We start from the raw sequence: 22,939 nt of genomic DNA on the forward strand, positions 1-22,939 counted from the left end.
GCGGAGTAGCTTGGTCGCTGTACAGAACTGCGGCTCACCGAGGAGATGGCTCATGACCGACAACGCCCGGCCAGGGCGCGTTGGCTATCGGGACATCGCGAACGACCTGAGGCAGCAGATCGACTCCGGCGAGCTACCGCCCGGCAGCCGCGTTCCTGGCGAGAACGATCTCGTGAGCCGGTACGGCGTGGAGCAGCCAACCGCTCGTCGGGCGTTGGACGAGCTGAAGAACGAAGGCTTGATCGTCGCCAAGCGCGGCTCCGGAACGTTCGTCCGCGAGTTCAAGCCGATCAGGCGCGTGTCGCCAGACCGGTTGCAGGCCAGCACCTCATGGGGATCGGGCCAGGCGATCTGGTCCACCGACATCGGTACGCGCCCGAGGACCGAGGGCGTCACGGTCGACATGGAAGTCCCACCAACCCACGTCTCCGAGGTGCTGAACCTCGATGACGGCGCACGCGTCGTGACCCGACGACGCAGGTACGTGGTTGATGACAAGCCTGTGCAGCTCGCGACCTCCTACTATCCGGAAGTACTTGTCGCCGGTTCCGCGATCACCGAGATCGACACCGGAGAAGGCGGCGCATACGCCCGCCTCAGGGAACTCGGTTACGAGCCCACGAAATTCCGTGAAGAGCTGCGCAGCCGCATGCCGCGCGACACCGAGCGCAAGGCCCTCGACCTCGCTCAGGGCACACCGGTCATCTTGATCGTGCGGACCGCGTACACCGCCGATGGTCAGCCAGTCGAGGTCAACGAGATGGTCCTCGACTCAGCGGCCTACGTGCTCGAGTACAAGTTCACCGCTCACAACTGACTTGCACTTCTATACAGAACTGCTTCACTGTCAGTGACAGGTTCTGTACAGAACAGGTGGTCGTCATGTCGAGCAGCATCGCGCCGTACATCACCGCGTGGAGTGGCGAGCAAGATCTGCCCTGCACGTTGGTGGAGCGGCCGGATCACAGCATCGGGTATGCCAACGAGTTGCTGAACGACCGGGATCGACATGGTGTCTTGTGGCGCCAGACAGCGTTGCGCCATCGAGTCGGACGGCCCGAGTTCACCAGGGTTCATCCGCTGCGACAACGGCGTGCGATGGAACTGTTGCTGTGCCAGGTTTGCGGTGGACCGGCGGATCAGACCGACGACGGAGTCCTGTGGCTGCAACGGGATCACAGCGACGACTGGCCTGACTGGCCAAATGGAATGGCGTCGGTGGAGCCACCGGTGTGCAGGCCGTGCGTTCCGGTGGCGCGGCGAACGTGTCCGGCGTTGCGTGGTGGAGCCGTGGCTGTTCGCGTCAGGGAATGTCCGATCGCAGGGGTGCGTGGCGTGCTCTACCAACAGAGCGTGCTCGGTCCGGCCGCGGCCGCAGCGGGGAACTTCGCCTACAGCGACCCTGCGGTGCGACGGGTTCTGGCGTCCGCGCTGATTCGCGAACTGCGCGGCTGCACCGTTGTTTCGTTCGAGGAGCCGGAGTTGACCGGCTCCTCGCTCCACGAACTCAGCCGTTGAGCACGGCGCGCGACATGACAACCCGCTGGATCTGGTTCGTGCCCTCGTAGATCTGCGTGATCTTCGCGTCCCGCATCATCCGCTCCACCGGGAAGTCCCGCGTGTACCCGGCCCCACCGAAGAGCTGCACCGCATCCGTCGTGACCTCCATGGCCACGTCGGAGGCGAAGCACTTGGCGGCAGCGGTGATGAAGCCGATGTTCGGCTCGCCGCGCTCGGCCTTGGCAGCGGCGACGTAGACCATGTGCCGGGCGGCCTCGATCTTCATGGCCATGTCGGCGAGCATGAACTGCACGCCCTGGAAGTCCGAAATGGACTTTCCGAACTGCTTGCGGTCCTTGACGTACGCGACCGCGGCCTCCAACGCACCCTGCGCGATGCCGACAGCCTGCGCACCGATCGTCGGACGCGTGTGGTCCAGGGTGCGAAGAGCGGTCTTCAGGCCCGTGCCCGGCTCGCCGATGATGCGGTTGGCGGGAATCGTGCAGTTCTCGAAGTAGATCTCGCGGGTCGGCGAGCCCTTGATGCCGAGCTTGCGCTCCTTCGGGCCCACCGAGAAGCCAGGGTCGTCCTTGTGCACGACGAACGCCGAGATGCCGGCAGACTTCTTCGCGGCGTTGGGGTCCGTCACCGCCATGACCGTGTACCAGGTGGACTCGCCTGCGTTGGTGATCCAGCACTTGGTGCCGTTCAGCACCCACTCATCGCCGCTCAGAACGGCCCGCGTGCGCATCGAGGCGGTGTCGGAGCCCGCCTCTCGCTCGGACAGGGCGTAGGACGCCATGGCCTCGCCGGAGGCGATGGACGGCATGACGAGTTGCTTCAGCTCTTCGGAGGCCGACAGGAGGATCGGCATGGTGCCGAGCTTGTTCACCGCCGGGATCAGGGACGAGGACGCGCAGACGCGGGCCACTTCCTCGATGACGATGCAGGTGGCGACAGAGTCGGCGCCCTGGCCGTCGTAGGACTCGGGGACGTGGACGGCGGCGAAGCCCGCCTTGACCAACGCGTTGTGGGCCTCGACGGGGAAGCGCTCGTTCTCGTCGACCTCGGCCGCGAACGGCTTGATCTCCTTCTCGGCGAGCGAGCGGACGGCCTCTCGCAGCGCCTCGTGCTCCTCGGCGAGCTGGTAGGTGCCGAAGCTCGGGTTCACCTTGTTACCTCCGGGTAGCTGGTACTCAGCACGATGTTAGCGCCCGTTTACCAGGGGCGCCGGTGTGCTGTTGAGCACTCAGAGGGACTTCTGCAGCGCCGCGTCCTTGTCTAGTACGAGCTGCTCGAGTTCCGCCTGGAAGCGGGCCATGCGCTCCTGCAACTTCACGTCCGAAGACGCCAGCACGCGGACGGCCAGCAGGCCTGCGTTGCGGGCACCACCGACTGAGACGGTGGCCACCGGGACGCCTGCGGGCATCTGCACGATCGAGAGCAGGGAGTCCATGCCGTCGAGGTACTTCAGCGGTACCGGGACGCCGATGACCGGGAGCACGGTGGCGGAGGCGACCATGCCGGGGAGGTGGGCGGCCCCGCCGGCACCCGCGATGATCACGCGAAGACCCCGGGAAGCCGCGGACGTCGCGTAGTCGAGCATGCGCTGCGGGGTGCGGTGGGCGGAGACGACGCTCACCTCGAACGAGACGCCGAACTCGGTGAGCGCCTCGGTCGCGGCCTTCATCACCGGCCAGTCCGAGTCGCTGCCCATGATCACGCCAACCTGAGTCACTCCGCACTCCCGTGAATGTCGTAGCCGTCTGACCAAACGCCGGTGGACAACCAGTCCGCGGCCAGCCGCGCGCGCTGCCGGACCGACGTCATGTCGTTGCCGAGGAACGTGACGTGGCCGATTTTGCGGCCCGGCCGTTCCTCCTTGCCGTAGAGATGCACGTGCGCGTCCGGGAAACGCGCGAACAGGTGGTGCACGCGCTCGTCCGGGCCCATCGCGGGCGGTTCGGCCGCGCCCAGCACGTTCGCCATCACCACGGCGGGCGCCATCAGGTCGGTGCGGCCCAGCGGGTAGTCCAGGACGGCGCGCAGGTGCTGTTCGAACTGGGACGTGCGCGCGCCCTCGATCGACCAGTGGCCCGAGTTGTGGGGGCGCATCGCGAGCTCGTTCACGACGACGCCGTCCGCGGTCTCGAACAGCTCGACGGCCAGCACGCCCACGACGCCCAGCGCTTCGGCGACCTTCAGGGCCAGTTCCTGGGCGGCGGCACCGTCCAACGAGGGCGCCGGCGCGAGCACCTCGACGCAGATGCCCTCGGACTGCACGGTCTCGACGACCGGCCACGCCGCGCCCTGCCCGAACGGCGAGCGCGCGACCACGGCCGCCAGTTCGCGGCGCATCGGCACGCACTGCTCGACCATCAGCGGCGTCCCGGCCTCCAGCAGCTCCGGGACGACGAGCTCGGCGCTGTGCGGCTGGTTCAGCATCCACACGCCACGCCCGTCGTAGCCGCCGCGGACCGCCTTCAGCACGCACGGCCAGCCGTGCGCCGCACCGAAACGAAGAACGTCGCGGACCTCGTGCACCTCCGCGAACGGCGGCACCGGCAGCCCCAGCTCCGCCAGCCGCACGCGCATCTTCAGCTTGTCCTGCGCGTACTGCAGCGCGTCCGGACCGGGATGCACCTTCACGCCCTCCGCGACCAGCGCTCGCAGGTGCTCCTGCGGGACGTGCTCGTGGTCGAACGTGACGACCTCGCAGCCCTTCGCGAACGCGCGCAACGCGTCCAGGTCGGTGTGCGTGCCGAGCACCACGTCCCGCGCGACGAGCGCGGCGGGGTCGTTCTCGGAGACGGCGAGCACGCGAAGCGACTGGCCGAGCGGGATCGCGGCCTGGTGCGTCATGCGGGCGAGCTGCCCGCCGCCGATCATGCCGACGACGGGGAGACGGGTACGGGAGTCCACGGTTCAGGCATCCTACCTGCGGCTTCTTCCGCGCTCACCAGCAGCCGACCTGCCGGACGGCCCCACCCCCAGCGGGACCGTCCGGCAGGCCCGGCTACCCCTGTGCGGCGGCAGGCTCCGAGGCGGGCACGGGCTCGACCTCGGAGGTGATGCGGCGGTGGGAACGCGACGGCTTCCACCCGCCGCCGTGGCGCAGCAGCCGGAACGTCAGCGCGAACAGCACCGCGGCGAGCACCACGTACAGCCCGAACTCGATGTAGCGGAAGGCCGCGATCCGCTCGACCGGCTGGAACTCGACATAGGTCCCGATGGCGCCGCCCCAGCTGCGCATGCAGCTGTTCGGGTTCGACAACGTCGCGCACACGTCCGGCACGCCGACCGGGTTCAGGTCCTTGCCGATGAACCCGTTGCCGAGTTCGACAGCACCTACCGGGACCACCGGGGTGCTGTCCCAACGGGCAACGCTGCGGCTCACCGGCAGGTAGTGGTCGCGCAGGAGCACGGTCAGCAGGGTGCGGGACAGCGTGTACATCACGAGCGTCGCCGCCATCGCCGTCACGACGTGCCTGCTGAGCAGGCCGATGAGCACGCCGAGTGCCAGGCCGTAGAGCGCGTAGCCCGCCTGCACGGCCGGGTGGCCCTCGAACGCCGACCACGCCTTGTTGTCACCCACGTGCCCGTCGCCGATCCCGGCGACGGCGCCGAGGACGACAGCCAGGACGCCGAGCACGAGTGCCTTGCCCCGCAACCACTTCACGGGACTCACGTCCTGGCCCCACGCCACGAAGTAGGTGCGCTCCTCCAGCTCGCGGGCGATCAGCGGGGCGCCCCAGAACACACCGATCACGCCACCGAACGACAGCTGCACCATGAGCCCGTAGAAGCCGCTCATCGGCATCGAGTCGATGGACGTCTGCTTTCTCACCTCCGCCGAGAGAAGCCCGTAGGCGGCGGCCATGACGAGGATCGCGGAACCGATGATCGTCCACCGGTGCTGACGCCAGGTCAGCCAGACGAACGCGCTCACGCGGCACGCTCCAGGTGCGCCACGACCAGCTCCTCCAGCGTCACGTACCGCGCGGTCCACGGCTCGGCGATCTGCGTGCCGCCGGAACGCACGAGGTACTGCGACTGCGTCTTGCCGTGCTTCGCCAGCACCACAGGTCCTTCCACAGGGGATTCCGAGTCACGTGGACCCGTGTAGAGAACGTGCTCTTCCAGCAGTTCGTCGGTGTCGCCGTCGAGGAGCAGGCGTCCGCCGGCGAGCAGCAGCAACCTGTCGGCGACGCCACCGATCTCCGCGACGACGTGCGTGGAGAAGATCAGCGTCATGCCGTTGTCGCTGACCTCGGTCAGCAGCTCTCGCATGACCTTCCGGCGCGCGAGAGGGTCCAGTTCGGACAGCGGCTCGTCCAGCATCAGCACGTCGGGGCGCGATCCCAGCGCCAACGCGAGGGTCACGTGCGTCCGCTGGCCGCCGGAGAGGTCTTCGATCGGCAGCTTGCGCGGCACCTTGAACCTGGCGAGCCACTCGTCGGCGCGCTCGTTGTCCCAGACGTTGTTCATGCGGCGGCCGAACTGCAGGACGTCGGCGACGTTGAAGTTCTTGTACATCGGCTTGTGCTGCGGCACGTAGGCAACGCGGCCCGCGATCGACGTGTGCCCCGACTCCGGCGGCAGGTGACCGGCCAGCACGTTCAGCAACGTCGACTTGCCTGAGCCGTTGGCTCCCACGAGTGCCGTGACACTGCCCGGCGGCAGCTCGAAGGAGACGTCGTGCACCGCCCACTTCCACACTTCGGCCGCGACCACGCTCATTGCGCTCCCCCACTCAGCACCTCGCGCAGCAGCGCGTAGATGTCCTCGTCCTCCAACCCGGCGGAGCGTGCCTCCGTGACCCAGACGGCGAGCGTGGCCCGCAGCGGGTCGAAGTCCTCGGGGGCGGCGGACCCCGGAGACGCCTTGACGAAGGTGCCGGAGCCCTGACGGGCTTCGACGAGGCCCGCGAGCTCCAGCTCGCGGTACGCCTTGAGCACGGTGTTCGCGTTCACGCCGCTCGTCGCGACGACGTCGCGGACCGTCGGCAGGCGATCGCCCGGTTGCAACCAACCGAGCCTCAAGGCCTCCCTGACCTGCTGCCCCAGCTGCAGGTACGCGGGAAGGCCGCTGCCACGGTCGACGTGGAACTCGACCACACACGCTCCCCAGATTGTTCTACTGAACTAAGACAATAGAACACTTCTCCGCGTGCTGAAAAGTACGCGGGGAGCTTTCGTACTCTCCTGGCGTACGAAAGGGCCCCGCGTGCGGTGGGGAACGGGGAGTGTCGGGCGCGGGACAGGGGTGAGTCAGCGCCCGAGCGTGGTGAGGAGGCTGCAGGCCTCGGCGTGGGTGTCCGGGAGGCGTTCGGTCCAGACTTCGGCGGGGCCTACCGGGTGGACGTTTGGATCGTCGGCCAGGCGGTCTGCCGCCAGGACGCGCAGGTTGGAGACCCGGCGTGCGAGGGTTTCGCCGCGGCGCACCAGGACCGCCGCCACGCACGGGCCGAGCCTCGCCAGCGTCTCGCCGCTGTCGAACACGGCGCGCAGAGCGTCCGAGACGAGGGTCATCGCGACCACGCGCGACCAGCCAGGAGCGCGGTGCACGTCCAGACGCAGCAGCACGAGCGCGTAGTCGAGGGACGCGACCGGCGTCTCCCGGTACACCTCGCCGAGCCGGGTCCGCAGGTACGCGGCCGTCGCCAGCCCGGTCAGAGGGTCCTCGGCCGCGCAGTCGCCGGCCTGCTTCGTCACCACGTCCGCCCATCCCAACGCTGTCATGCGCAGCATCCGTGAAGGGAGCGCGTCGACGTTCGGCGACACGATGTGCGACTCGTCGGTCAGCACGGCGTGCAGCGCGGCCAGGTCGAGCAGCGTCTCGCTCAGGCCCGCTCCCGCCTCCGCGCGTGCCCGGCCCAGCCGGACCAGCGCGTCGCCGGGGTCTGCGCTCTCGAGCATCGCCGCGCACACCTCGTCGACCTCGGCGAGCGGCCAATCTGCGGGGAACGCCCAGCCTGCGGCCATGGCGGCGGTGCGCCACCTCGACTTCAGCAGGCGTTCCGCTTGTGCGACACCCACCCGGTCTCCCTTCCAGCTCTCCCGGTTCCAGGTGGGAAACGCAGCCGGTGCCGACTCATGACGCAACCCACGCGGGGGATTGAGATGACTGTTCACAGCGTCGTGCGTCACACTGAGCGCCGCGGAGGAGGGACACGAGACTTGGCGACCGTTCCTGCAGACGTCCAGGGCCCCAGCGACGCGGAACTCATCGAGTCCGTGCGCGGAGGGACCATCGACGCCTACGGCCAGTTGTACGAACGGCACGTCTCGGCGGCCTACAACCTCGCCCGCCAGTTGGCCCGCTCGCAGGCCGAGGCCGACGACCTCGTGTCGGAGGCGTTCGCGAAGGTGCTCGACACGCTGCGGGCCGGCCGCGGCCCCGACGCGGCGTTCCGCGCGTACCTCCTCACGGCGCTGCGCCACACCGCGTACGACAAGACCCGGCGGGACAAGAAGGTCGACCTCACCGAGGACATGACCGACGTGGCGCCCGCCGTGGCGTTCAGCGACACGGCGGTGGCCGGGTTGGAGCGGTCGATGGCGGCCCGTGCGTTCGCCGCGCTGCCCGAGCGCTGGCAGATGGTGCTCTGGCACACCGAGATCGAGGGCCAGTCGCCCGCCGAGGTCGCCCCGCTGCTCGGGCTGACGGCCAACGGTGTGTCCGCGCTCGCCTACCGCGCCCGTGAAGGCCTCAAGCAGCAGTACCTGCAGATGCACCTGGCCGAGATCGACGCGGAGCGTTGCAAGGCGACGGTCGACCGGCTCGGCGCGTGGACCCGCGCCGGCCTGTCCAAGCGCGAGGCGACCCAGGTCGAGGCGCACCTCGACGAGTGCGGCCGGTGCCGCGCGCTGGCCGCCGAGCTCGCGGACGTCAACGGCGCGCTGCGGATCTTCGTGGCGCCGCTGGTGCTCGGTGTCGGCGCCACGACGTACCTGGTGGCCGCGGGCACGACCACGGCAGTCGCCGGCGCGGGAGCGGCCGCCGGTGGTGCCGGCGCGGTCGGCGCCTCGATTCCCCGCCAGCTGATCACGGTCGGTGGTTCCGCCGCTGCCGTCGCCGCCGCCGTGGTGATCGCGCTGACCGCGGGAGGCGGGGACCAGCAACAGCCGCAGGTGCAGGCAGCCGAACCTCCGCCCGCGCAGACAGTGGTCGCGCCGACGCCGTCACCGAAACCGCCGGTGCCGCCGTCACCGCCCAGCCCCACCCAGCCACCGCCGGCTCAGACCCCGACGCCAACGCCCCCGACACCAACGCCCCCGGCGTCGACCCCGCCGCCGGCTCCCACGCCGCAACCGACGCCTCCACCCGCGTCGCTCACCCCGACGACGCCGAGCGGCTACACGCTCACGCCCGGCGAGGCGCCCAAGGACTTCCCGATCTCCGTCCGGAACACCGGCGGTACCGCGACCCAGCCCGCGAGCATGACGCTGAACCTGCCGCCGGGCGTGCTGTCGACCGGCGGGCCGTCGTCGTTCGCCGCGCGGCTTTCGCAGCCGGACGGCGCGGCCGACCAGACGGTGAACTGCCCCGCGGGCAGCGGCACGATCACCTGCTCGACACCACAGGGCATCCCGCCCGGCGGGCAGGCGACGTTCCTGCTCCGGCTGCAGGCGACCCAGGACGCCCGGCCGGGCACGATCACCGGCACGATCAGCGCGGGTGCCTCGATCTCGGTCAACGTCAGCGTCGCGGTCGACGTTCCGCCGATCAACGACGACATCGAGCTGACCGTGTCGACCTGGCACGAGGTGTTCTGGGACCCGCGCGTGGACGTGAGGGTGCGCAACAAGGGCCCGCGCGCCGGCACGTTGAAGCTCGACGTGTCGTCGTCGGAGCACATCGTGGTGTTCACGCCGTGCCGCGAGTGCTCGCGGACCGACAAGAACTCGATCCACTGCGAGACCCACCTGGACAAGGGCGACAGCTTCCGGGCGTCGATCTGGGCGTTCGGGCTGCCGCACCGCGGCGGGACGGTCACCGTCACCGCGTCGCTGGGCAACGCCACGAAGACCGTGACGGTGCCGGTGGGGATGGGGCCGGACCACCCACCCGTGGACGACGTGGTCAAAGCAACCTCGACCGAGCCCGCGCCGACCACCGTGCCGCCGCCGCCGACGACGCCTGTGACGCCGACGCAGCCCGCCGAGCCCACGACGCCGGCGTTCCCACTGCCGCTACCGGGCACGCCCTCGCAGCTTCCGTCGGCGCCGCCTCCGTCGACCGGCTCGCCGACGCCGTCCGTGCCGCCGTCGACCTCGGTGCCGACCGCGCCACCGAGGTCCGAGGAACCGTGCGAGCCGAGTCCCGGCCTGCTCCCGTGGTTGATCCCCGACCTGCTGGGGCGACCGTGCGAACCCCAGTGAAGTTGATCAAAAGTTGATCTTTTTCGATCACTGAACGTGCAGGTCAGGCACCTCTGAGTGGCGAAAGGTAACACCCGGAGGCAGGCGCCGTTACCTTGATCCGTAAGCTGGCGCGGTGCTGCCAGTCGTTCGCCGCGCCATGAGCCGGTTGCCAGAACCACTCCAGTTCCTGCTGCACAAGCACCGCGAGATGATCCGGTTCGCAGTGGTCGGCGGCACGACGTTCCTCATCGACAACGGCGTCTGGTACGCGCTGAAGCTCACCGTGCTGACCGAAAAGGTCGTCACGGCCAAGGTCATCGGCGTGCTGGTCGCGATCATCGCCTCGTACGTGCTGTCGCGCGAATGGTCGTTCCACACCCGCGGCGGCCGCGAGCGCCACCACGAGGCCGCACTGTTCTTCCTGGTCAGCGGCATCGGCGTGGCGATCAACGTCATCCCGCTGTGGCTGTCGCGGCACCTGTTCGGCCTGCAGGCCCCGTTCGTCACGGCGATGACCGAGGAGATCGCGGACTTCGTCTCGGGCTCGATCATCGGCATGTTGCTCGCCACCGGCTTCAAGTTCTGGGCGATGCGGCGCTGGGTGTTCCCGGACGCGGGAGCTCGACCTGACCGACGCGTTCACCCGATCTCCGTAGACTCGTCGCGTGTCCCTAGCCGAAACAGTGGTCTCCAGGTTTCCGGAGCCGATCCGGTCGATCGCGCTGAAGCATCGTGAACTAGTCAAGTTCGCCCTGGTCGGGGGCACGTGCTTCGTGATCGACACGGTCCTGTTCTTCGGGATCAAGACCATCATCCTGCCGAACAACCCGGTGACGGCGAAGATCATCGCGACCCTGGTCGCCACGATCGTGTCGTACGTCCTCAACAGGGAGTGGTCGTTCCGCACGCGCGGCGGGCGTGAGCGTCACCACGAGGCAGCGCTGTTCTTCCTGGTCAACGGCATCGGCATCGTGCTGAACTCGGCGCCGCTGTACGTCGCGCGGTACCTGTTCCACCTGCAGGAGCCGTACGTGTCAAGGCTCACCGAGGAGGTCTCGGACTTCCTGAGCGCGCAGATCGTCGGCACGCTCATCGCGATGGCCTTCCGCTGGTACGGCTACAAGAAGTGGGTGTTCCCCGAGGAGAACGCGCGCGGGCCACGGCCGCTCGACGAGGAAGAGGCGCTGGGCCACTCGTGACGTGGCAGCGTGATCGGATCGGGTCGGCGTTGCGCGGGGAGAACCCACCGTCCCGCGCCGGGTTCGCGAACGGCTGACCGACCTGCCACGCGACCGGCGGACCCGCTTCCCCGCCGACATGGGCGTTGATGAACGGCGCATTTGTTGCGCTCGGGCCGGAGCACGACGCGTTGCGCGCCAAGCTCACGGCCGAGATCGACCTGCTCCGCGGCTGGTCACCGCGGCGTGCTGGGCGCCCGCCACGGTATGCCGACGACGTCCTGGGCCTTGGGCACCGGCAGGAACACCGCGAACGTCGCCGGACGCGCCGTCGACAGCTCCAACCGGCCGCCGTCCGCGTCGACCAGCGCCCGAGCGAGCGCCAGCCCCACTCCTGTCGACCCGCCACCGGACACACCGCGCTCGAAGATGTGCGCCGCGAGCTCGTCGGGCACGCCCGCACCGCCGTCGCTGACCTCGACCACCACCGTGCCCTCCTCGCTGCGCGCGGAGACGACGACGGAGCCCTCGCCGTGGCGGAGGGCGTTGTCCAGCAGCACCCCGATGGCCTCGCGCAGCCGGGCGGGCGTGGCGCGGGCGAGCAGGCCGTCCGGGACGCGGACGCGCAACGCCCTGCCCTGGCTCTTCAGCTGTTCGCGCCACTCCTCGACGATGGCGTTGATCGCGGACCTGAGCTCCAGCGGCTCGGCGCCGACGGCTCTGGCGGCGCGGGCGGCGGCGAGGAGTTCGTCGAGGACGGCGGCCAGGCGTTCGGCCTGTTCGAGGGCCGCGCGGGCCTCGGCGGCGGTCTCGGCTTCCGGGTGCTCCGCCAGGGCCTCCAGGCGCAGCTGCAGCGCGGTCAGGCGGCTGCGGAGCTGGTGGGAGACGTCGCCGACCAGTTCGCGTTCGCGCTGGACCAGGCGGGCGAGAGCGGTGGCCGAGGTGTCCAGCGCGTCGGAGACGGCGTCCAGCTCGGAGATGTTGTAGCGCTGCTCGTCCTCGCGGAAGTCGCCGGCGCCGAGCCGGGACGCCCGCGCGGCCACGTAGCCGAGCGGACGGGCGAGCGTTTGCGCCGTCACGAGGGCGACGATCGTGCCGGTGCCGACGGACAGCCCGAGCAGGAGCAGCACCAGGCCCGTCACCTGGGCCTGGTTGGTGCGCATCTCGGCGGAGGGCACCTCCAGCCGGACCGTGCCCTGCTGCGCGATCGGCAGCTCCACGACGAGCGGGTCCTCACCGGGTGAGGGGCCCGTGACCGTGGTCGCCCCGCCGGACACCACGGTCAGGCGGCCGTCGGCGGGCACGACGAACTTGACCGCCTCGACGTCGATGCCCTGCCGGTTGGCGAGCTGGTCGTCGAGCTTGGTCGCGATGGTCTGGGCGCGTTCGGTGAGGGCGCCGCGGGCGTTGTCCTCGACCAGCGTCAGCGCCGAGTAGCCCAGCGGCAGGCCGAGGACGATCCCCGTGACGGCGACGGCGAGCAGGATCGCCCGCAGGATCCGGCGGCGCATCAGTCGGCGTTGAAGCGGAAACCGCGGCCGCGCACTGTCGCGATGCGTTTCTCTGCGGAGTTCGGGGTGCCGTCGCCGAGCTTCCGGCGCAGCCACGACATGTGCATGTCGAGGGTCTTGCTGCCCTTGAGATCCGGGTCGTTCCAGACCTCCGAGAGGATCTCGTCGCGGCTCACGACCTGGCCCGCGCGCTGGATGAGCACCTTGAGGAGCTCGAACTCCTTGTTCGCGAGCTGGACCTCGTCGCCGTCGACCGTGACGCGGCGGGCGGCCAGGTCGACGCGCACGCCGTTGACCTCCAGCGTTCCCGGTGCCCTGCGGCGGAGCAACGCCCGGATGCGGGCCATCAACTCGGCGAGGCGGAACGGCTTCGCGACGTAGTCGTCGGCGCCCGCGTCGAGCCCGACCACGAAGTCGACCTCGTCGGCACGCGCCGTGAGCATCAGCACGGGGATGCCTCTGCCGTTCTGCCGGAGTCTGCGACACACCTCCAGCCCGTCCATGCCCGGCAGGCCGAGATCGAGCACCAGGAGATCGATCCCTCCCACCATCGCCGCCTCGAAGGCACTCGGCCCGTCGCTCACTACCTGCACCGAATAGCCCTCTCGCGACAACGCGCGGGAGAGCGGTTCCGCGATGGCCGGATCGTCCTCGGCCAGCAACACCACGCTCACGGCACCCAGCGTATTCGTGGAACGATCGCCGCGTGTCACGCCACGATGCTGATCTTCAACTCGCCCTCCGCCTCGCCGACGCCGCGGACGCCATCACCGCCGCCCGGTTCCGCGCCCACGACCTCTCCGTCGAGCGCAAACCGGACCGCACGCCCGTCACCGACGCCGACGTCGCGGTCGAGGACGCCGTCCGTGAGCTGCTGTCTTCCGAACGTCCCGACGACGTCGTCATGGGCGAGGAGCGTGGCGGCACGCTGGACGCCTCGCGCGTCTGGGTACTCGACCCGATCGACGGCACCAAGAACTTCCTGCGCGGCGTGCCGATCTGGGCGACGTTGATCGCTCTCGTGGTCGACGGCACACCGGTCGTGGGTGTCGTGTCGGCGCCCGCGATGGGTCGCCGTTGGTGGGCGGGTGCCGGTGGTGGCGCGTTCATGTCGGACGCGTCCGGTGAGCGCGCGATCTCCGTGTCCGGCGTGCGTTCTCTCGAGGACGCGTACGTGTCGACCACGGACATCAAGTCGTGGGTGGAATACCACTCACGCGAGGCCTGGCTGCGGCTCGTCGACGCGACCTGGGAGAGCCGCGCGTTCGGCGACTTCTACCAGCACTGCCTGGTCGCCGAGGGTGCCATCGACCTCGCACCCGAATGCGTGGCGAACCCGTGGGACATCGCCCCGTTCCAGGTGCTCGTGACCGAGGCAGGTGGCCGTTTCACCTCGCTCGACGGCGAGGTGCGCTACGACGGCGGCAGCGTGCTGACGTCGAACGGCCACCTGCACGAGGCAGCGCTCAAGCTGTTGGCACGGTGAGACTTCCGCGCGCGACCTGAGCCCACGCCAGCCGGCCGAAGAGGTAGTGGCACGCCACGCTCTCGTCGTCGAACCGGGCCCAGTCGTAGCGGTTGCCCTGCTCCTGCCAGAACACCTCGTGGCCCTTGCCGTCGTCGTCGGCGAGGAGGCACCAGCGCCCCTCCGCCTCCTCGCCGATGCTGACGACGTCGTCGGGCACACCGATCTTCGTCAACCACTCGGGCAGCGTCTCGACGTTCATGCGGTGATCTCCGTGAGGTAGCCGAGCGCGACGAGGTCGGCGACGGGATAGGTGGTGCGGTAACGGCTTCCGCCGCCGGGCTGGCCGAACCACGGCGCGCTGATCGTGCGGTGGACGGGCAGATCGCGCGTGACGACGTACCGGCGGTAGCCCTCCTCCGCTGCCTGCGGGGGCAGCGAGCGCTCCTTGAACGGGGTGCCCGCCTTGGACAGGACACGGCCTTCCGGCGTGCCGAACCTGTCGAGCTCGGCGCCCGCCTTGAGGACCTCCGGCCGGCTGTCCTCGTAGCCGCCTTCACGTTCGACCGGCCAGCGCGGGGTGCCGTCCTCGTCCTGGAAGAGGCTTTCCCAGTCGCGTTCGTGCATGCCCGCCAACGGGTCGTAGCCCTCGAGCAGCTCCTGCACGACCGGGTGATCCTTGCCGAGGCCTTCCGACTGCTCGGACGGTTGCGGGAAGGACGTGTCGACCAGGTCGGCCTGCGGGTGGTCCTGCGGGGCGAACCGGGGAACCACCTGCTGCTCGTCCTGCTGGACCGGTGCCGGGAGCTGCCGCGACGGCTTCGGGGCGAGGCGAGGAGCCGTGCCCGCGCTGAGGAAGATCGCCATGAACCAGCTGCCGGCGGCCGCCGCGGTGTAGCCGTGGCGGGCGAGGTCGTACGCGACGCCCGGCACGCCGGACAGGGCCTGGTTCTGCTCGCGGTTCTCGAGGCGGTCGGTGAGCGATCCGCTCTGGTGACCGTTGACGTCGACGCCTGCCATCGGGCCCGAGGTGACGGTCTGGCCGACCTGGTGCTCCGCGCCCGGCGCACCGTCCCGCAGAGCGTCGAGCGCTTCCTTCGACAGGTCCTTGGCCGCGGGGTCCTTGGCGCCCGGCTGTCCCGGACCGGAAGCCTGGCTGCCGCTCTGGCCCGGCCCTTGGGGCTGGTTCTGACCGGTGACCTGGTTGCCGGACTGGCCGACCTGAGTCGCCTGGCTCGCCTGCCCGGCGACCGCCTGGGCGGCCGATCCCGTCGGCAGCCCTGTCTTGGCCGCCGGTGCCGCCTGCGGACCAGCCTTGGCTTCCGCCGCCTTCGCTTCCACGGCCTTCGCGGCTTGCTGAGCAGCCTGTCCCTGCTGCCCTGCTGCCTGCTGGCCGGGCTGCTGGCCCACGACCGGGCCGACCTGGGCAGCGGCCGCGGGAGCCGCCGACGGCACACCACCGACGGCACCGCTCACCGCACCGCTGACAGCACCGACCGCGCCACCCACCGGACCACTCACCGGTCCAGCGGCGGGTGCGCCACCGAAGGCCGGTGCCGCGGGAGCCGCCTGAGCCGGAGGCACCGACGCGGCGGGCGCGGGCCCCGGTTGGCCGTGCATGTCGCCACCACGGATCAGTGGCTGGTCGAGAACAGCGGCCGAGGCCTGCGTCGTGCCCTCGGCGATCTGGCCGAGGGAGCCCTGAACGCTGGGGATGACGTCCGCCACCGGCGGCACCACATGCGCGGACGCCTGGCTCGTGTCGGGCACCGGACCGGGGAGCGTGGGGTTGCCAGGGCCCTCACCACGACCGGGATTGCCGGGAGGGCCTTCGCCGCGGGGACCTTCACCCCGGCCGTCGACCGCGTCGACCACCTGGCCGACGGTGTCGTGGCCACCGGGCACCGCTTCGACGGCCGGCTGCAGGATGGCCGCGACAGGCGCGGTCACGGGGGCAGTGGCACCGAGAACGGGTGCCACGGTGCCGGTCGCCGCCCCCACGGCGGGCGCGACCGGCCCGGTCACGGCGTTGACCACGGGCGCCACGGGAGCCGTCGCGTCGCGCACGACCTGACCGACGGGCTCGACCGCGCCACCGACGATGTTCGTGACCGGCGACAGCAGACCACCACCGCCACCGGGACCGTGGGCGCCGGGCGCGGTGTTGACCGGCGGCGAGGCCTGGCTCATGTCCACGCCGCTGTCCAGCCGAATGGCAGCCGACAGCGTGTTGTGGAGGTTCGCGACGTTGGCCGCGGTGCCGCGGGTCAACGTGTCGAGGCCGAGCAAAGCGTTGGGGTTGCCCGCGGAGGCCGACGCCTTCGCCGCGTCGTTGTTCTTGGCGAGCGTCACCAGCTCACGGACGATCTCGACCTTCGCGGCCCCCACCTGCTGGGCGGCGTGGTCAAGACGGTCGGCAGCGGCGTGACACCCCTTGGCCGCCCGCTGCAGTTCGCCGTCCGGCGCCACGACCTTGGCCCACCGCCCACGCGCGGCGTCCCCGGTAGCACCGGTCACGCCCTCCAGCGCACGCGTGGCCGCACCATCGGACGACGTACCGAGGGTCTTGATCTTGTCGCCCGCCTCGCGCCACGCCGCGGCACTCGAACGCATGGCGTCCTCGTCCGCCTTGGGCCACGAAACGCCGGCCTTCGCGGCGACCTCGGTGAGTTCGACGGGAAGCTCGATGCCCATGTCAGCCGTCCAACCTTCGCATCGCGGTCGCGTTGCTCTCCTCGACGTGCCGGTACGTCTCGGCCGTCGCGGCGAGCTTGTCGCCCACGTCCCCCAACGTCGTGGAAAGCCCGGACACCGCCCCCGCCGCATCCCCGGACGGCTTCTCGTGCGAGGCGGCGAAACTCCGCCCCACCGCGTCATCACCCCAGCAGGCACCGAACGCCGCCAGCGCCTTGTCCAGCGTCCCCGCGATCTCCTTGGCCTGGCCGGCGAACCCGCGCAGCTCACGCGCCCCGGCGTCCAGCCGATCGAGATCGGCCTCGTACCCGGTCATCGAACCCTCCTGTGGATGAGCTCGGAGTCGAGCCAGCTCTCCCGTTGCTCGTTGTCCTCGTCGTCGTCAACGCGACGGCGGGCAGGCTGCCGTGCCACCTCGGGTGCGGGCTCCGGCTCGTACTCGGCAGGCCGCAGATCGGCCGTCCCCGCGACCAACGCGACAGGATCGGTCGAGGCAGGCAACACCGTGCTCAACGTCTGGTAGGTGTCCTCAGCCGCCGACGCGGCAGCCGCCGCGACCGTCCTGACGATCAGCTCCGCCAGCTGCTCCGGCCGGTGCCTGCGATAGGCCAGCTCCGACAGCTCCAGCGACTTGAGCTGTCCACCCGCGCCGACCAACGCGGTGACCGTCCCGTCCGGACTGGAGGCCTGACCGGACACGGCAGCGAGCTCACGCTGGACCGACGCCAGCTGCTCGCGGCTGCGCCGGTAGTCGGCCAGCAGCTCCTCGACCTGCGCACGGTGGTCGTCCACCGAGTCCCCCTCACACACGCATAGCCCTGGGCTCGGGCTCTTGGACGCCGTTGCCCTTAGATCGGTTCCCAGCGAATTCAGTTACGTACGATCAACGCGTGATCGCGTTCGAGGATCTGCCCGCAGGCCGAATCATCCCGCTCGGCGAGATAATCGTCGACCGGGACGACATGGTCGAGTTCGCGAGGAAGTTCGATCCACAACCGTTCCACCTGGACGAGGAAGCGGGACGGAACTCGATTTTCGGCGGTTTGTCCGCCTCCGGCTGGTACACGGCGTCGCTGTGGATGCGCCGCTGGGTCGACGTGGTGCTGTCCGACTCGACGTCCCAGGGCTCGCCGGGCGGCCGCGAGCTGTCCTGGCTGGCACCGGTCTACGCGGGCGACAAGCTGACGTTCGCCGCCGAGGTGCTGAGCGCGCGGCTGTCGAAGAAGCGACCGAACCTGGGCCTGGTCGAGTTCGCGGGCACGGCCCACCGGGGCGACGAGCTGGTCTACCGGTTCATCGCCACCGGAATGTTCACAGCACGCGGTTGACCAGCGCCCGCCGCGTGCCCCGCCGTTCGACCAGCTCGAACCCCGCGTCGAGGAACATCGCCAGCCGCCCGTGGTACAGCTCGCCGGCCTGCAGCTTCCTGCCCTCGGTGTCGATCGGATAGCCCTCGATCGACTTCGCACCGGCCTTGCGCGCGTACTCGACCGCCGCGTCCAGCAGCAGCGACGTCACGCCCTGGCGCCGTGCCGACCGATGCACGTAGAAGCACGTCACCGACCAGACTCCGGAGATGTCGTCGGACACCGGTGCGGTGATCTTCGACCGCGTCAGCCGCGAGTACGACGCCCGCGGTGCGACAGCGACCCAGCCGACCGCCTCGGACCCGTCCACCGCCAGCAGCCCGATCGGCGACCCGAGCCGCTCACGCAGCACCGCACGGTTGTCGTTGGTCTTCATCTCGGCGTTGGTCTGCATGAACCACGTGCAGAAGCACCACTCGACCGTCTTGCTGGTGCTGAACAACGCCTCGGCCAACGGCCAAGTCTCAGCAGTCAGCTCGACGACCTTCACTTCGCCAGCGCCCGCACCACGCGCGACGGGCTCGGCCGGCCGAGCTGTTCCGCCATCCACACCGAGGTCTCGACGAGCTTGTCCAGGTCGACGCCGGTCTCGATGCCCAGCCCGTCGAGCATCCACACCAGATCCTCGGTGGCGAGGTTCCCGGTCGCGGACTCCGCGTACGGACAGCCGCCCAGACCGCCGGCGGAGGAGTCCACAGTCGTGACGCCACAACGCAAGGCGGCCAGCGTGTTCGACAGCGCCTGCCCGTAGGTGTCGTGGAAGTGCACGGCCAGCCGGGTCACGTCCCGGAAGCCCTCCACGAGCGACTCGACCTGGCCGGGCGTCGCCACGCCGATCGTGTCGCCCAGCGACAGCTGCGAGCAGCCCATCTCCAGCAACCGCTCGCCGACCGCCACGACCTGGGCGCGCGGAACGGCACCCTCCCACGGATCGCCGAAGCACATCGAGACGTACCCGCGCACGTCCATGCCCGCCGACAGGGCCCGCTTCACCGTCGGCTCGAACATCTCGAACTGCGAGTCGAGCGTCCGGTTCAGGTTCTTCGACGCGAACGTCTCCGTGGCCGAGGCGAAGATCGCGATGTGCTTGACCCCGGCCTCCAGCGCCCGGTCGAGGCCACGCTCGTTCGGCACCAGCACCGGGTAGATGACGCCGGGCTTGGCGTCCAAACCGGACAGGAGCTCAGCCGCGTCGGCCAGCTGCGGCACCCACTTCGGGTGCACGAAGGACGTTGCCTCCAAAACGGACAGTCCCGCGTCGGCGAGCCGCGACAGGAACTCGAGCTTCACCGCCACCGGAACGACGGTGGACTCGTTCTGCAGCCCGTCCCGCGCGCCGACCTCCCAGATCGTCACCCGCGAGGGCAGCGACCCGGACGGGACGACGTCGGGCAGGCCGGCCTCACGCGCGCCCATCGAGCGTCCTCGGGTGGAAGTCGTCGTCGGGGTTGTCGTTGACCTCGCGGTACAGCAACGAATGCACCTTCTCCACGGACGGGATGTCGTCGAACTCGAGCGGCTCGTCCGACGCCGACTCGATGATCAGCGTGCCGCAGCCCAGCACCCGGTCGAGCAGGCTGTGCTCGAACCGGACGCTGTTGATGCGCGACAGCGGGATGTCCAGGCCGGTGCGCTTGAAGACGCCCTCGCGCGCCATGACCCGGTCGGAGGTGACGATGAAGTGCGTGGTCCGCCAGCGCACCACGGGCGTGAACGTCAGCCACATGATCAGCACGACACCGATCACGGTCAGCGCGATCCACGCGACGGAGGCCCACGACTGGTCCACGACGAGCCCGGCGAGATAGGTGCCGATCGCGACCACCACCAGCAACCAGAACACCGGGAAGATCAGCATCTTCCAGTGGGGGTGCTTGTGGATCACGACGTGCTCGCTCGGGCTCAGCAGGTCGTCGGGATAGGCCATGGGCAAACCCTAACTACGCCCGGCGCAAATGCACCACGTCACCTGCGGACACGCCGTGATCGACGCCGTCGGTGCCGCGCACGACCAGCGTCCCGTCCGGCTCGATGCGTTGCGCCGTGCCCTGCAGCTGCACGCCGCCCGCCAGTTCCACGCGCACGTGCTCGCCGACGGTCGCCGAGTGCTCCAGGTACTCCTCCAGCACCCCCGACTCGACCGCGTCGCCGCCGTTCTTGCGCCACACGCCTTCCAGCTGCGCCAGTTCGACCAGCAGCCGGAACGCCAGCTCACCTCGATCCAGCTCGGCCGCGCCCGCGTCCTGCAGCGACGTCGGGGCGAGGCCACCGGGCGCGGGCTGCACGTCGTCCGGCAGCTTCGCCACGTTCAGGCCGATGCCGACGACGACGGCCTGCGCGACACCGGCCGTGATCTCGGACAGAATCCCGGCGCCCTTGCCGGCCTCCGGACCGAGCAGCAGGTCGTTCGGCCACTTCAGGGAGGCCTCGACACCAACCGACTGGGCGACCCGCACCAACGCCAGACCGGCGATCAGGTTGAGCCACGGCAACTGCTTCGGCGGCACTCCGCTCGGGCGGAACAGCACGCTGACGTAGAGCCCGCCGGGCGGCGACGACCAGGTGCGGCCGCGGCGGCCCTGGCCGGCGCTCTGCTCCAACGCGATCAGCACCGTGCGGTCCTTGGCGCCTTCCGCGGCGGCCTTGGCCAGGTCGGCGTTCGTGGACTCCGTCGTCGCCACGACGTCGAGCGCGGCATACGGACCGTTGGGTGCGACCAGGCGCGCGCGGAGCGCCTCGGCGTCGAGTGCGGTGTCCATCGGGCCAGGTTATTGGAACGGGAGAGAGTACGTGCGATGGGAGATGACCAACAGGTTGCCGTGACCTGGACAACTGCACGGGGCAGTTCAGCAATGCTCTCGTTAGGCTGCGAGCCCATGAGCAGTGCGACCGAGCCGATCGGGAACGTCCCCAGCGACGACTCAGGCGTTCCGGACGTCCACACCACCGCGGGCAAGCTCGTTGACCTCTACCGACGCAACGACGAGGCGGTCCACGCCGGCTCGGCACGCGCGGTCGAAAAGCAGCACGCGAAGGGCAAGAAGACCGCCCGCGAACGCATCGACCTTCTGCTCGACCCCGGTTCGTTCGTCGAGCTGGACGAGCTGGCGCGGCACCGCTCCACCAACTTCGGCCAGGAGCGCAACCGCCCGTACGGCGACGGCGTGGTGACCGGGTACGGCACCGTCGACGGCCGTCCGGTGTGCGTGTTCTCCCAGGACGTCACGGTCTTCGGCGGCTCGCTCGGCGAGGTGTACGGCGAGAAGATCGTCAAGATCATGGACCTGGCGATCAAGACCGGCCGCCCGATCATCGGCATCAACGAGGGCGGCGGAGCGCGCATCCAGGAGGGCGTCGTCTCGCTCGGCCTCTACGGCGAGATCTTCACCCGCAACGTCCGCGCGTCCGGCGTGATCCCGCAGATCTCGCTGATCATGGGCTCGAACGCGGGCGGGCACGTCTACTCCCCCGCGCTCACCGACTTCGTGGTGATGGTCGACCAGACCTCGCACATGTTCATCACCGGCCCGGACGTCATCAAGACCGTCACCGGCGAGGACGTGACGTTCGAGGAGCTCGGCGGCGGTCGCACGCACAACACCAAGTCCGGCAACGCGCACTACCTCGGCAGCGACGAGGAAGACGCGATCGCGTACGTCAAGGAACTCCTCTCGTACCTGCCGTCGAACAACCTCTCGGACGCACCGGCCTTCGAGGGCACGCTGACCGCGGGCTCGGTCTCCGACGCCATCACCGAGACCGACCGCGAGCTCGACACGCTCATCCCGGACTCGGCGAACCAGCCGTACGACATGCACGAGGTCATCTCGCGCGTTTTGGACGACGGCGACTTCCTGGAAGTGCAGCCGCTGTTCGCGCCGAACATCCTGGTCGGCTTCGGCCGCGTGGACGGCCACTCCGTCGGCGTCGTGGCGAACCAGCCGACGCAGTTCGCGGGTTGCCTCGACATCGACGCCTCCGAGAAGGCCGCCCGGTTCGTGCGCACCTGCGACGCGTTCAACATCCCGGTGCTGACGTTCGTCGACGTGCCCGGCTTCCTGCCCGGCACCGACCAGGAGTGGAACGGCATCATCCGCCGCGGCGCCAAGCTGATCTACGCCTACGCCGAGGCGACGGTGCCCCTGGTCACCGTCATCACGCGGAAGGCGTACGGCGGCGCGTACGACGTCATGGGCTCCAAGCACCTCGGCGCCGACATCAACCTCGCGTGGCCGACCGCGCAGATCGCCGTCATGGGCGCCTCGGGTGCGGCGAACATCGTGCACCGCAAGACTCTCGCGGCCGCGGCTGCCGCCGGTGAGGACGTCGACGCACTGCGCGCCCAGTTGCAGCAGGAGTACGAGGACACGCTGTGCAACCCGTACGTCGCCGCTGAGCGCGGGTACGTCGACTCGGTGATCCCGCCGTCGTACACCCGCGGCTACGTGGCGCGGGCGTTGTCGATGCTGCGGGACAAACGGGAGACGTTGCCGCCCAAGAAGCACGGGAACATCCCGCTGTGACCGCGCCGGACCAGAAGCCTCTCCTGCGTGTCGTCAAAGGCACGCCGGACGACTACGAACTGGCGGCGCTGACCGCGGTCATCGCCGGGCTGGCTTCGGCCGCGCCCGTCGAGGGCAAGCCCGCTGCGCGCTCGGAGTGGGCGAATCCGGCTCGGCGGGTTCGCCGGCCGTTGCAGCACGGACACGGCGCCTGGCGCGCCTCGGGTTTCCCGGGCTAGGCACGCTGACGCAGGGGTACCCCCGAGCTGGCAAGGCCCCGGCAAAGTCGTGCCCGGCTGGCTGATGGCGTCTGCAAGTACCACCAACTCAAGATCAACCAGCACTTTTCCACCGCC

26 protein-coding genes are annotated in these 22,939 nt (G+C 69.9%); 9 read left to right on the plus strand and 17 right to left on the minus strand.

Annotated elements, in window-relative coordinates; translation table 11 throughout:
* Positions 1-52 precede the first annotated feature (52 nt).
* Both JOD27_RS16160 and JOD27_RS16165 read left to right on the plus strand, forming a co-directional pair.
* Entirely contained in the window at positions 53-817 is a 765-nt protein-coding gene (locus JOD27_RS16160; protein ID WP_204763068.1) for a GntR family transcriptional regulator, read from the plus strand.
* Between the two features lie 518 nt (positions 818-1,335).
* A complete protein-coding gene (locus tag JOD27_RS16165; protein ID WP_204763069.1) occupies positions 1,336-1,518 on the plus strand; it encodes a hypothetical protein in 183 nt (60 codons plus the stop codon).
* Here the strand turns inward: JOD27_RS16165 and JOD27_RS16170 are convergent.
* The 7 genes from JOD27_RS16170 to JOD27_RS16200 form a co-directional block, all read right to left on the minus strand.
* A complete protein-coding gene (locus tag JOD27_RS16170) occupies positions 1,508-2,671 on the minus strand; it encodes an acyl-CoA dehydrogenase (RefSeq protein ID WP_204763070.1) in 1,164 nt (387 codons plus the stop codon). The genes JOD27_RS16165 and JOD27_RS16170 overlap by 11 nt on opposite strands.
* Before the next feature lie 78 nt (positions 2,672-2,749).
* Positions 2,750-3,238: a 5-(carboxyamino)imidazole ribonucleotide mutase gene (purE, locus tag JOD27_RS16175; RefSeq protein ID WP_307830154.1), complete on the minus strand. Its 489-nt coding sequence runs from the start codon at positions 3,236-3,238 to the stop codon at positions 2,750-2,752.
* On the minus strand, positions 3,235-4,422 hold the full coding sequence (locus tag JOD27_RS16180; RefSeq protein WP_204763071.1) for a 5-(carboxyamino)imidazole ribonucleotide synthase: 1,188 nt from the start codon (positions 4,420-4,422) through the stop codon (positions 3,235-3,237). The genes purE and JOD27_RS16180 overlap by 4 nt, the downstream gene beginning before the upstream one ends.
* Positions 4,423-4,516: 94 nt before the next feature.
* Positions 4,517-5,449, minus strand: coding sequence for an ABC-2 membrane transporter-related protein (locus JOD27_RS16185; protein WP_204763072.1), 933 nt, complete (start codon positions 5,447-5,449; stop codon positions 4,517-4,519).
* Entirely contained in the window at positions 5,446-6,240 is a 795-nt protein-coding gene (locus tag JOD27_RS16190) for an ATP-binding cassette domain-containing protein (RefSeq protein ID WP_204763073.1), read from the minus strand. Before JOD27_RS16190 ends, JOD27_RS16185 begins: the two co-directional genes overlap by 4 nt.
* A complete protein-coding gene (locus JOD27_RS16195) occupies positions 6,237-6,617 on the minus strand; it encodes a GntR family transcriptional regulator (protein ID WP_204763074.1) in 381 nt (126 codons plus the stop codon). Before JOD27_RS16195 ends, JOD27_RS16190 begins: the two co-directional genes overlap by 4 nt.
* Positions 6,618-6,770: 153 nt before the next feature.
* On the minus strand, positions 6,771-7,538 hold the full coding sequence (locus tag JOD27_RS16200; RefSeq protein WP_204763075.1) for a GGDEF domain-containing protein: 768 nt from the start codon (positions 7,536-7,538) through the stop codon (positions 6,771-6,773).
* A 141-nt stretch (positions 7,539-7,679) separates the two neighbouring features.
* On the opposite strand from JOD27_RS16200, the gene JOD27_RS16205 reads away from it, so the two are divergent.
* The 3 genes from JOD27_RS16205 to JOD27_RS16215 all read left to right on the plus strand — a co-directional run bounded on the left by JOD27_RS16205 (position 7,680) and on the right by JOD27_RS16215 (position 11,065).
* Positions 7,680-9,884: a sigma-70 family RNA polymerase sigma factor gene (locus tag JOD27_RS16205; protein WP_204763076.1), complete on the plus strand. Its 2,205-nt coding sequence runs from the start codon at positions 7,680-7,682 to the stop codon at positions 9,882-9,884.
* Between the two features lie 118 nt (positions 9,885-10,002).
* Positions 10,003-10,602, plus strand: a complete 600-nt coding sequence (locus JOD27_RS16210; protein WP_372441706.1) for a GtrA family protein — start codon at positions 10,003-10,005, stop codon at positions 10,600-10,602.
* Positions 10,532-11,065 carry a GtrA family protein gene (locus tag JOD27_RS16215; RefSeq protein WP_204763077.1) on the plus strand — a complete coding sequence of 178 codons (534 nt, stop codon included), beginning with the start codon at positions 10,532-10,534 and terminating at the stop codon, positions 11,063-11,065. Before JOD27_RS16210 ends, JOD27_RS16215 begins: the two co-directional genes overlap by 71 nt.
* A gap of 215 nt (positions 11,066-11,280) precedes the next feature.
* On the opposite strand, the gene JOD27_RS16220 is transcribed toward JOD27_RS16215, so the two are convergent.
* Both JOD27_RS16220 and JOD27_RS16225 read right to left on the minus strand, forming a co-directional pair.
* Entirely contained in the window at positions 11,281-12,555 is a 1,275-nt protein-coding gene (locus tag JOD27_RS16220) for an ATP-binding protein (protein WP_204763078.1), read from the minus strand.
* Positions 12,555-13,229 carry a response regulator transcription factor gene (locus JOD27_RS16225; RefSeq protein WP_204763079.1) on the minus strand — a complete coding sequence of 225 codons (675 nt, stop codon included), beginning with the start codon at positions 13,227-13,229 and terminating at the stop codon, positions 12,555-12,557. Before JOD27_RS16225 ends, JOD27_RS16220 begins: the two co-directional genes overlap by 1 nt.
* A 32-nt stretch (positions 13,230-13,261) precedes the next feature.
* On the opposite strand from JOD27_RS16225, the gene hisN reads away from it, so the two are divergent.
* Entirely contained in the window at positions 13,262-14,041 is a 780-nt protein-coding gene (gene hisN, locus JOD27_RS16230; RefSeq protein ID WP_204763080.1) for a histidinol-phosphatase, read from the plus strand.
* Here the strand turns inward: hisN and JOD27_RS16235 are convergent.
* Genes JOD27_RS16235 through JOD27_RS16250 form a run of 4 tightly spaced genes read right to left on the minus strand, consistent with a single transcriptional unit; the run spans position 14,022 to position 17,506 of the window.
* Positions 14,022-14,282, minus strand: a complete 261-nt coding sequence (locus tag JOD27_RS16235; RefSeq protein ID WP_204763081.1) for a hypothetical protein — start codon at positions 14,280-14,282, stop codon at positions 14,022-14,024. The two genes, hisN and JOD27_RS16235, sit on opposite strands and share 20 nt — an antisense overlap.
* Positions 14,279-16,714, minus strand: a complete 2,436-nt coding sequence (locus JOD27_RS46060; RefSeq protein ID WP_204763082.1) for a TNT domain-containing protein — start codon at positions 16,712-16,714, stop codon at positions 14,279-14,281. Before JOD27_RS46060 ends, JOD27_RS16235 begins: the two co-directional genes overlap by 4 nt.
* A gap of 1 nt (position 16,715) precedes the next feature.
* A complete protein-coding gene (locus JOD27_RS16245) occupies positions 16,716-17,030 on the minus strand; it encodes a DUF2563 family protein (RefSeq protein ID WP_204763083.1) in 315 nt (104 codons plus the stop codon).
* Positions 17,027-17,506, minus strand: a complete 480-nt coding sequence (locus JOD27_RS16250) for a YbaB/EbfC family nucleoid-associated protein (RefSeq protein ID WP_204763084.1) — start codon at positions 17,504-17,506, stop codon at positions 17,027-17,029. The genes JOD27_RS16245 and JOD27_RS16250 overlap by 4 nt, the downstream gene beginning before the upstream one ends.
* Before the next feature lie 98 nt (positions 17,507-17,604).
* Here JOD27_RS16250 and JOD27_RS16255 point away from each other — a divergent pair, with 98 nt between their 5' ends.
* Positions 17,605-18,042, plus strand: a complete 438-nt coding sequence (locus tag JOD27_RS16255) for a MaoC family dehydratase (protein ID WP_307830155.1) — start codon at positions 17,605-17,607, stop codon at positions 18,040-18,042.
* Here JOD27_RS16255 and JOD27_RS16260 read toward each other — a convergent pair.
* The 4 genes from JOD27_RS16260 to JOD27_RS16275 are packed head-to-tail and all read right to left on the minus strand — an operon-like array spanning position 18,026 to position 20,840.
* Positions 18,026-18,571: a GNAT family N-acetyltransferase gene (locus JOD27_RS16260; protein WP_204763085.1), complete on the minus strand. Its 546-nt coding sequence runs from the start codon at positions 18,569-18,571 to the stop codon at positions 18,026-18,028. The genes JOD27_RS16255 and JOD27_RS16260 overlap by 17 nt on opposite strands.
* Positions 18,568-19,497 (minus strand): hydroxymethylglutaryl-CoA lyase, encoded by a 930-nt coding sequence (locus JOD27_RS16265; RefSeq protein WP_204763086.1) that lies wholly within the window; start codon positions 19,495-19,497, stop codon positions 18,568-18,570. Before JOD27_RS16265 ends, JOD27_RS16260 begins: the two co-directional genes overlap by 4 nt.
* On the minus strand, positions 19,484-20,008 hold the full coding sequence (locus tag JOD27_RS16270) for a PH domain-containing protein (protein WP_204763087.1): 525 nt from the start codon (positions 20,006-20,008) through the stop codon (positions 19,484-19,486). Before JOD27_RS16270 ends, JOD27_RS16265 begins: the two co-directional genes overlap by 14 nt.
* A gap of 13 nt (positions 20,009-20,021) precedes the next feature.
* A complete protein-coding gene (locus tag JOD27_RS16275) occupies positions 20,022-20,840 on the minus strand; it encodes a biotin--[acetyl-CoA-carboxylase] ligase (protein WP_204763088.1) in 819 nt (272 codons plus the stop codon).
* 117 nt (positions 20,841-20,957) lie between these two features.
* On the opposite strand from JOD27_RS16275, the gene JOD27_RS16280 reads away from it, so the two are divergent.
* Positions 20,958-22,604: an acyl-CoA carboxylase subunit beta gene (locus JOD27_RS16280; protein ID WP_204763089.1), complete on the plus strand. Its 1,647-nt coding sequence runs from the start codon at positions 20,958-20,960 to the stop codon at positions 22,602-22,604.
* Positions 22,601-22,822 (plus strand): acyl-CoA carboxylase subunit epsilon, encoded by a 222-nt coding sequence (locus tag JOD27_RS16285; RefSeq protein WP_204763090.1) that lies wholly within the window; start codon positions 22,601-22,603, stop codon positions 22,820-22,822. Before JOD27_RS16280 ends, JOD27_RS16285 begins: the two co-directional genes overlap by 4 nt.
* Positions 22,823-22,939: the final 117 nt, after the last annotated feature.

This window comes from Lentzea nigeriaca, assembly GCF_016907955.1.
GTDB lineage: Bacteria > Actinomycetota > Actinomycetes > Mycobacteriales > Pseudonocardiaceae > Lentzea > Lentzea nigeriaca.

Bases quoted from the DNA above. Each gene is read 5' to 3' on its own strand.
- JOD27_RS16280 (WP_204763089.1), top strand. From the start codon at position 20,958: ATGAGCAGTGCGACCGAGCCGATCGGGAACGTCCCCAGCGACGACTCA.
- JOD27_RS16190 (WP_204763073.1), bottom strand. From the start codon at position 6,240: ATGAGCGTGGTCGCGGCCGAAGTGTGGAAGTGGGCGGTGCACGACGTC.
- JOD27_RS16235 (WP_204763081.1), bottom strand. From the start codon at position 14,282: ATGAACGTCGAGACGCTGCCCGAGTGGTTGACGAAGATCGGTGTGCCC.
- JOD27_RS16160 (WP_204763068.1), top strand. From the start codon at position 53: ATGACCGACAACGCCCGGCCAGGGCGCGTTGGCTATCGGGACATCGCG.
- JOD27_RS16265 (WP_204763086.1), bottom strand. From the start codon at position 19,497: ATGGGCGCGCGTGAGGCCGGCCTGCCCGACGTCGTCCCGTCCGGGTCG.
- JOD27_RS16220 (WP_204763078.1), bottom strand. From the start codon at position 12,555: ATGCGCCGCCGGATCCTGCGGGCGATCCTGCTCGCCGTCGCCGTCACG.
- JOD27_RS16275 (WP_204763088.1), bottom strand. From the start codon at position 20,840: ATGGACACCGCACTCGACGCCGAGGCGCTCCGCGCGCGCCTGGTCGCA.
- JOD27_RS46060 (WP_204763082.1), bottom strand. From the start codon at position 16,714: ATGGGCATCGAGCTTCCCGTCGAACTCACCGAGGTCGCCGCGAAGGCC.
- JOD27_RS16245 (WP_204763083.1), bottom strand. From the start codon at position 17,030: ATGACCGGGTACGAGGCCGATCTCGATCGGCTGGACGCCGGGGCGCGT.
- JOD27_RS16270 (WP_204763087.1), bottom strand. From the start codon at position 20,008: ATGGCCTATCCCGACGACCTGCTGAGCCCGAGCGAGCACGTCGTGATC.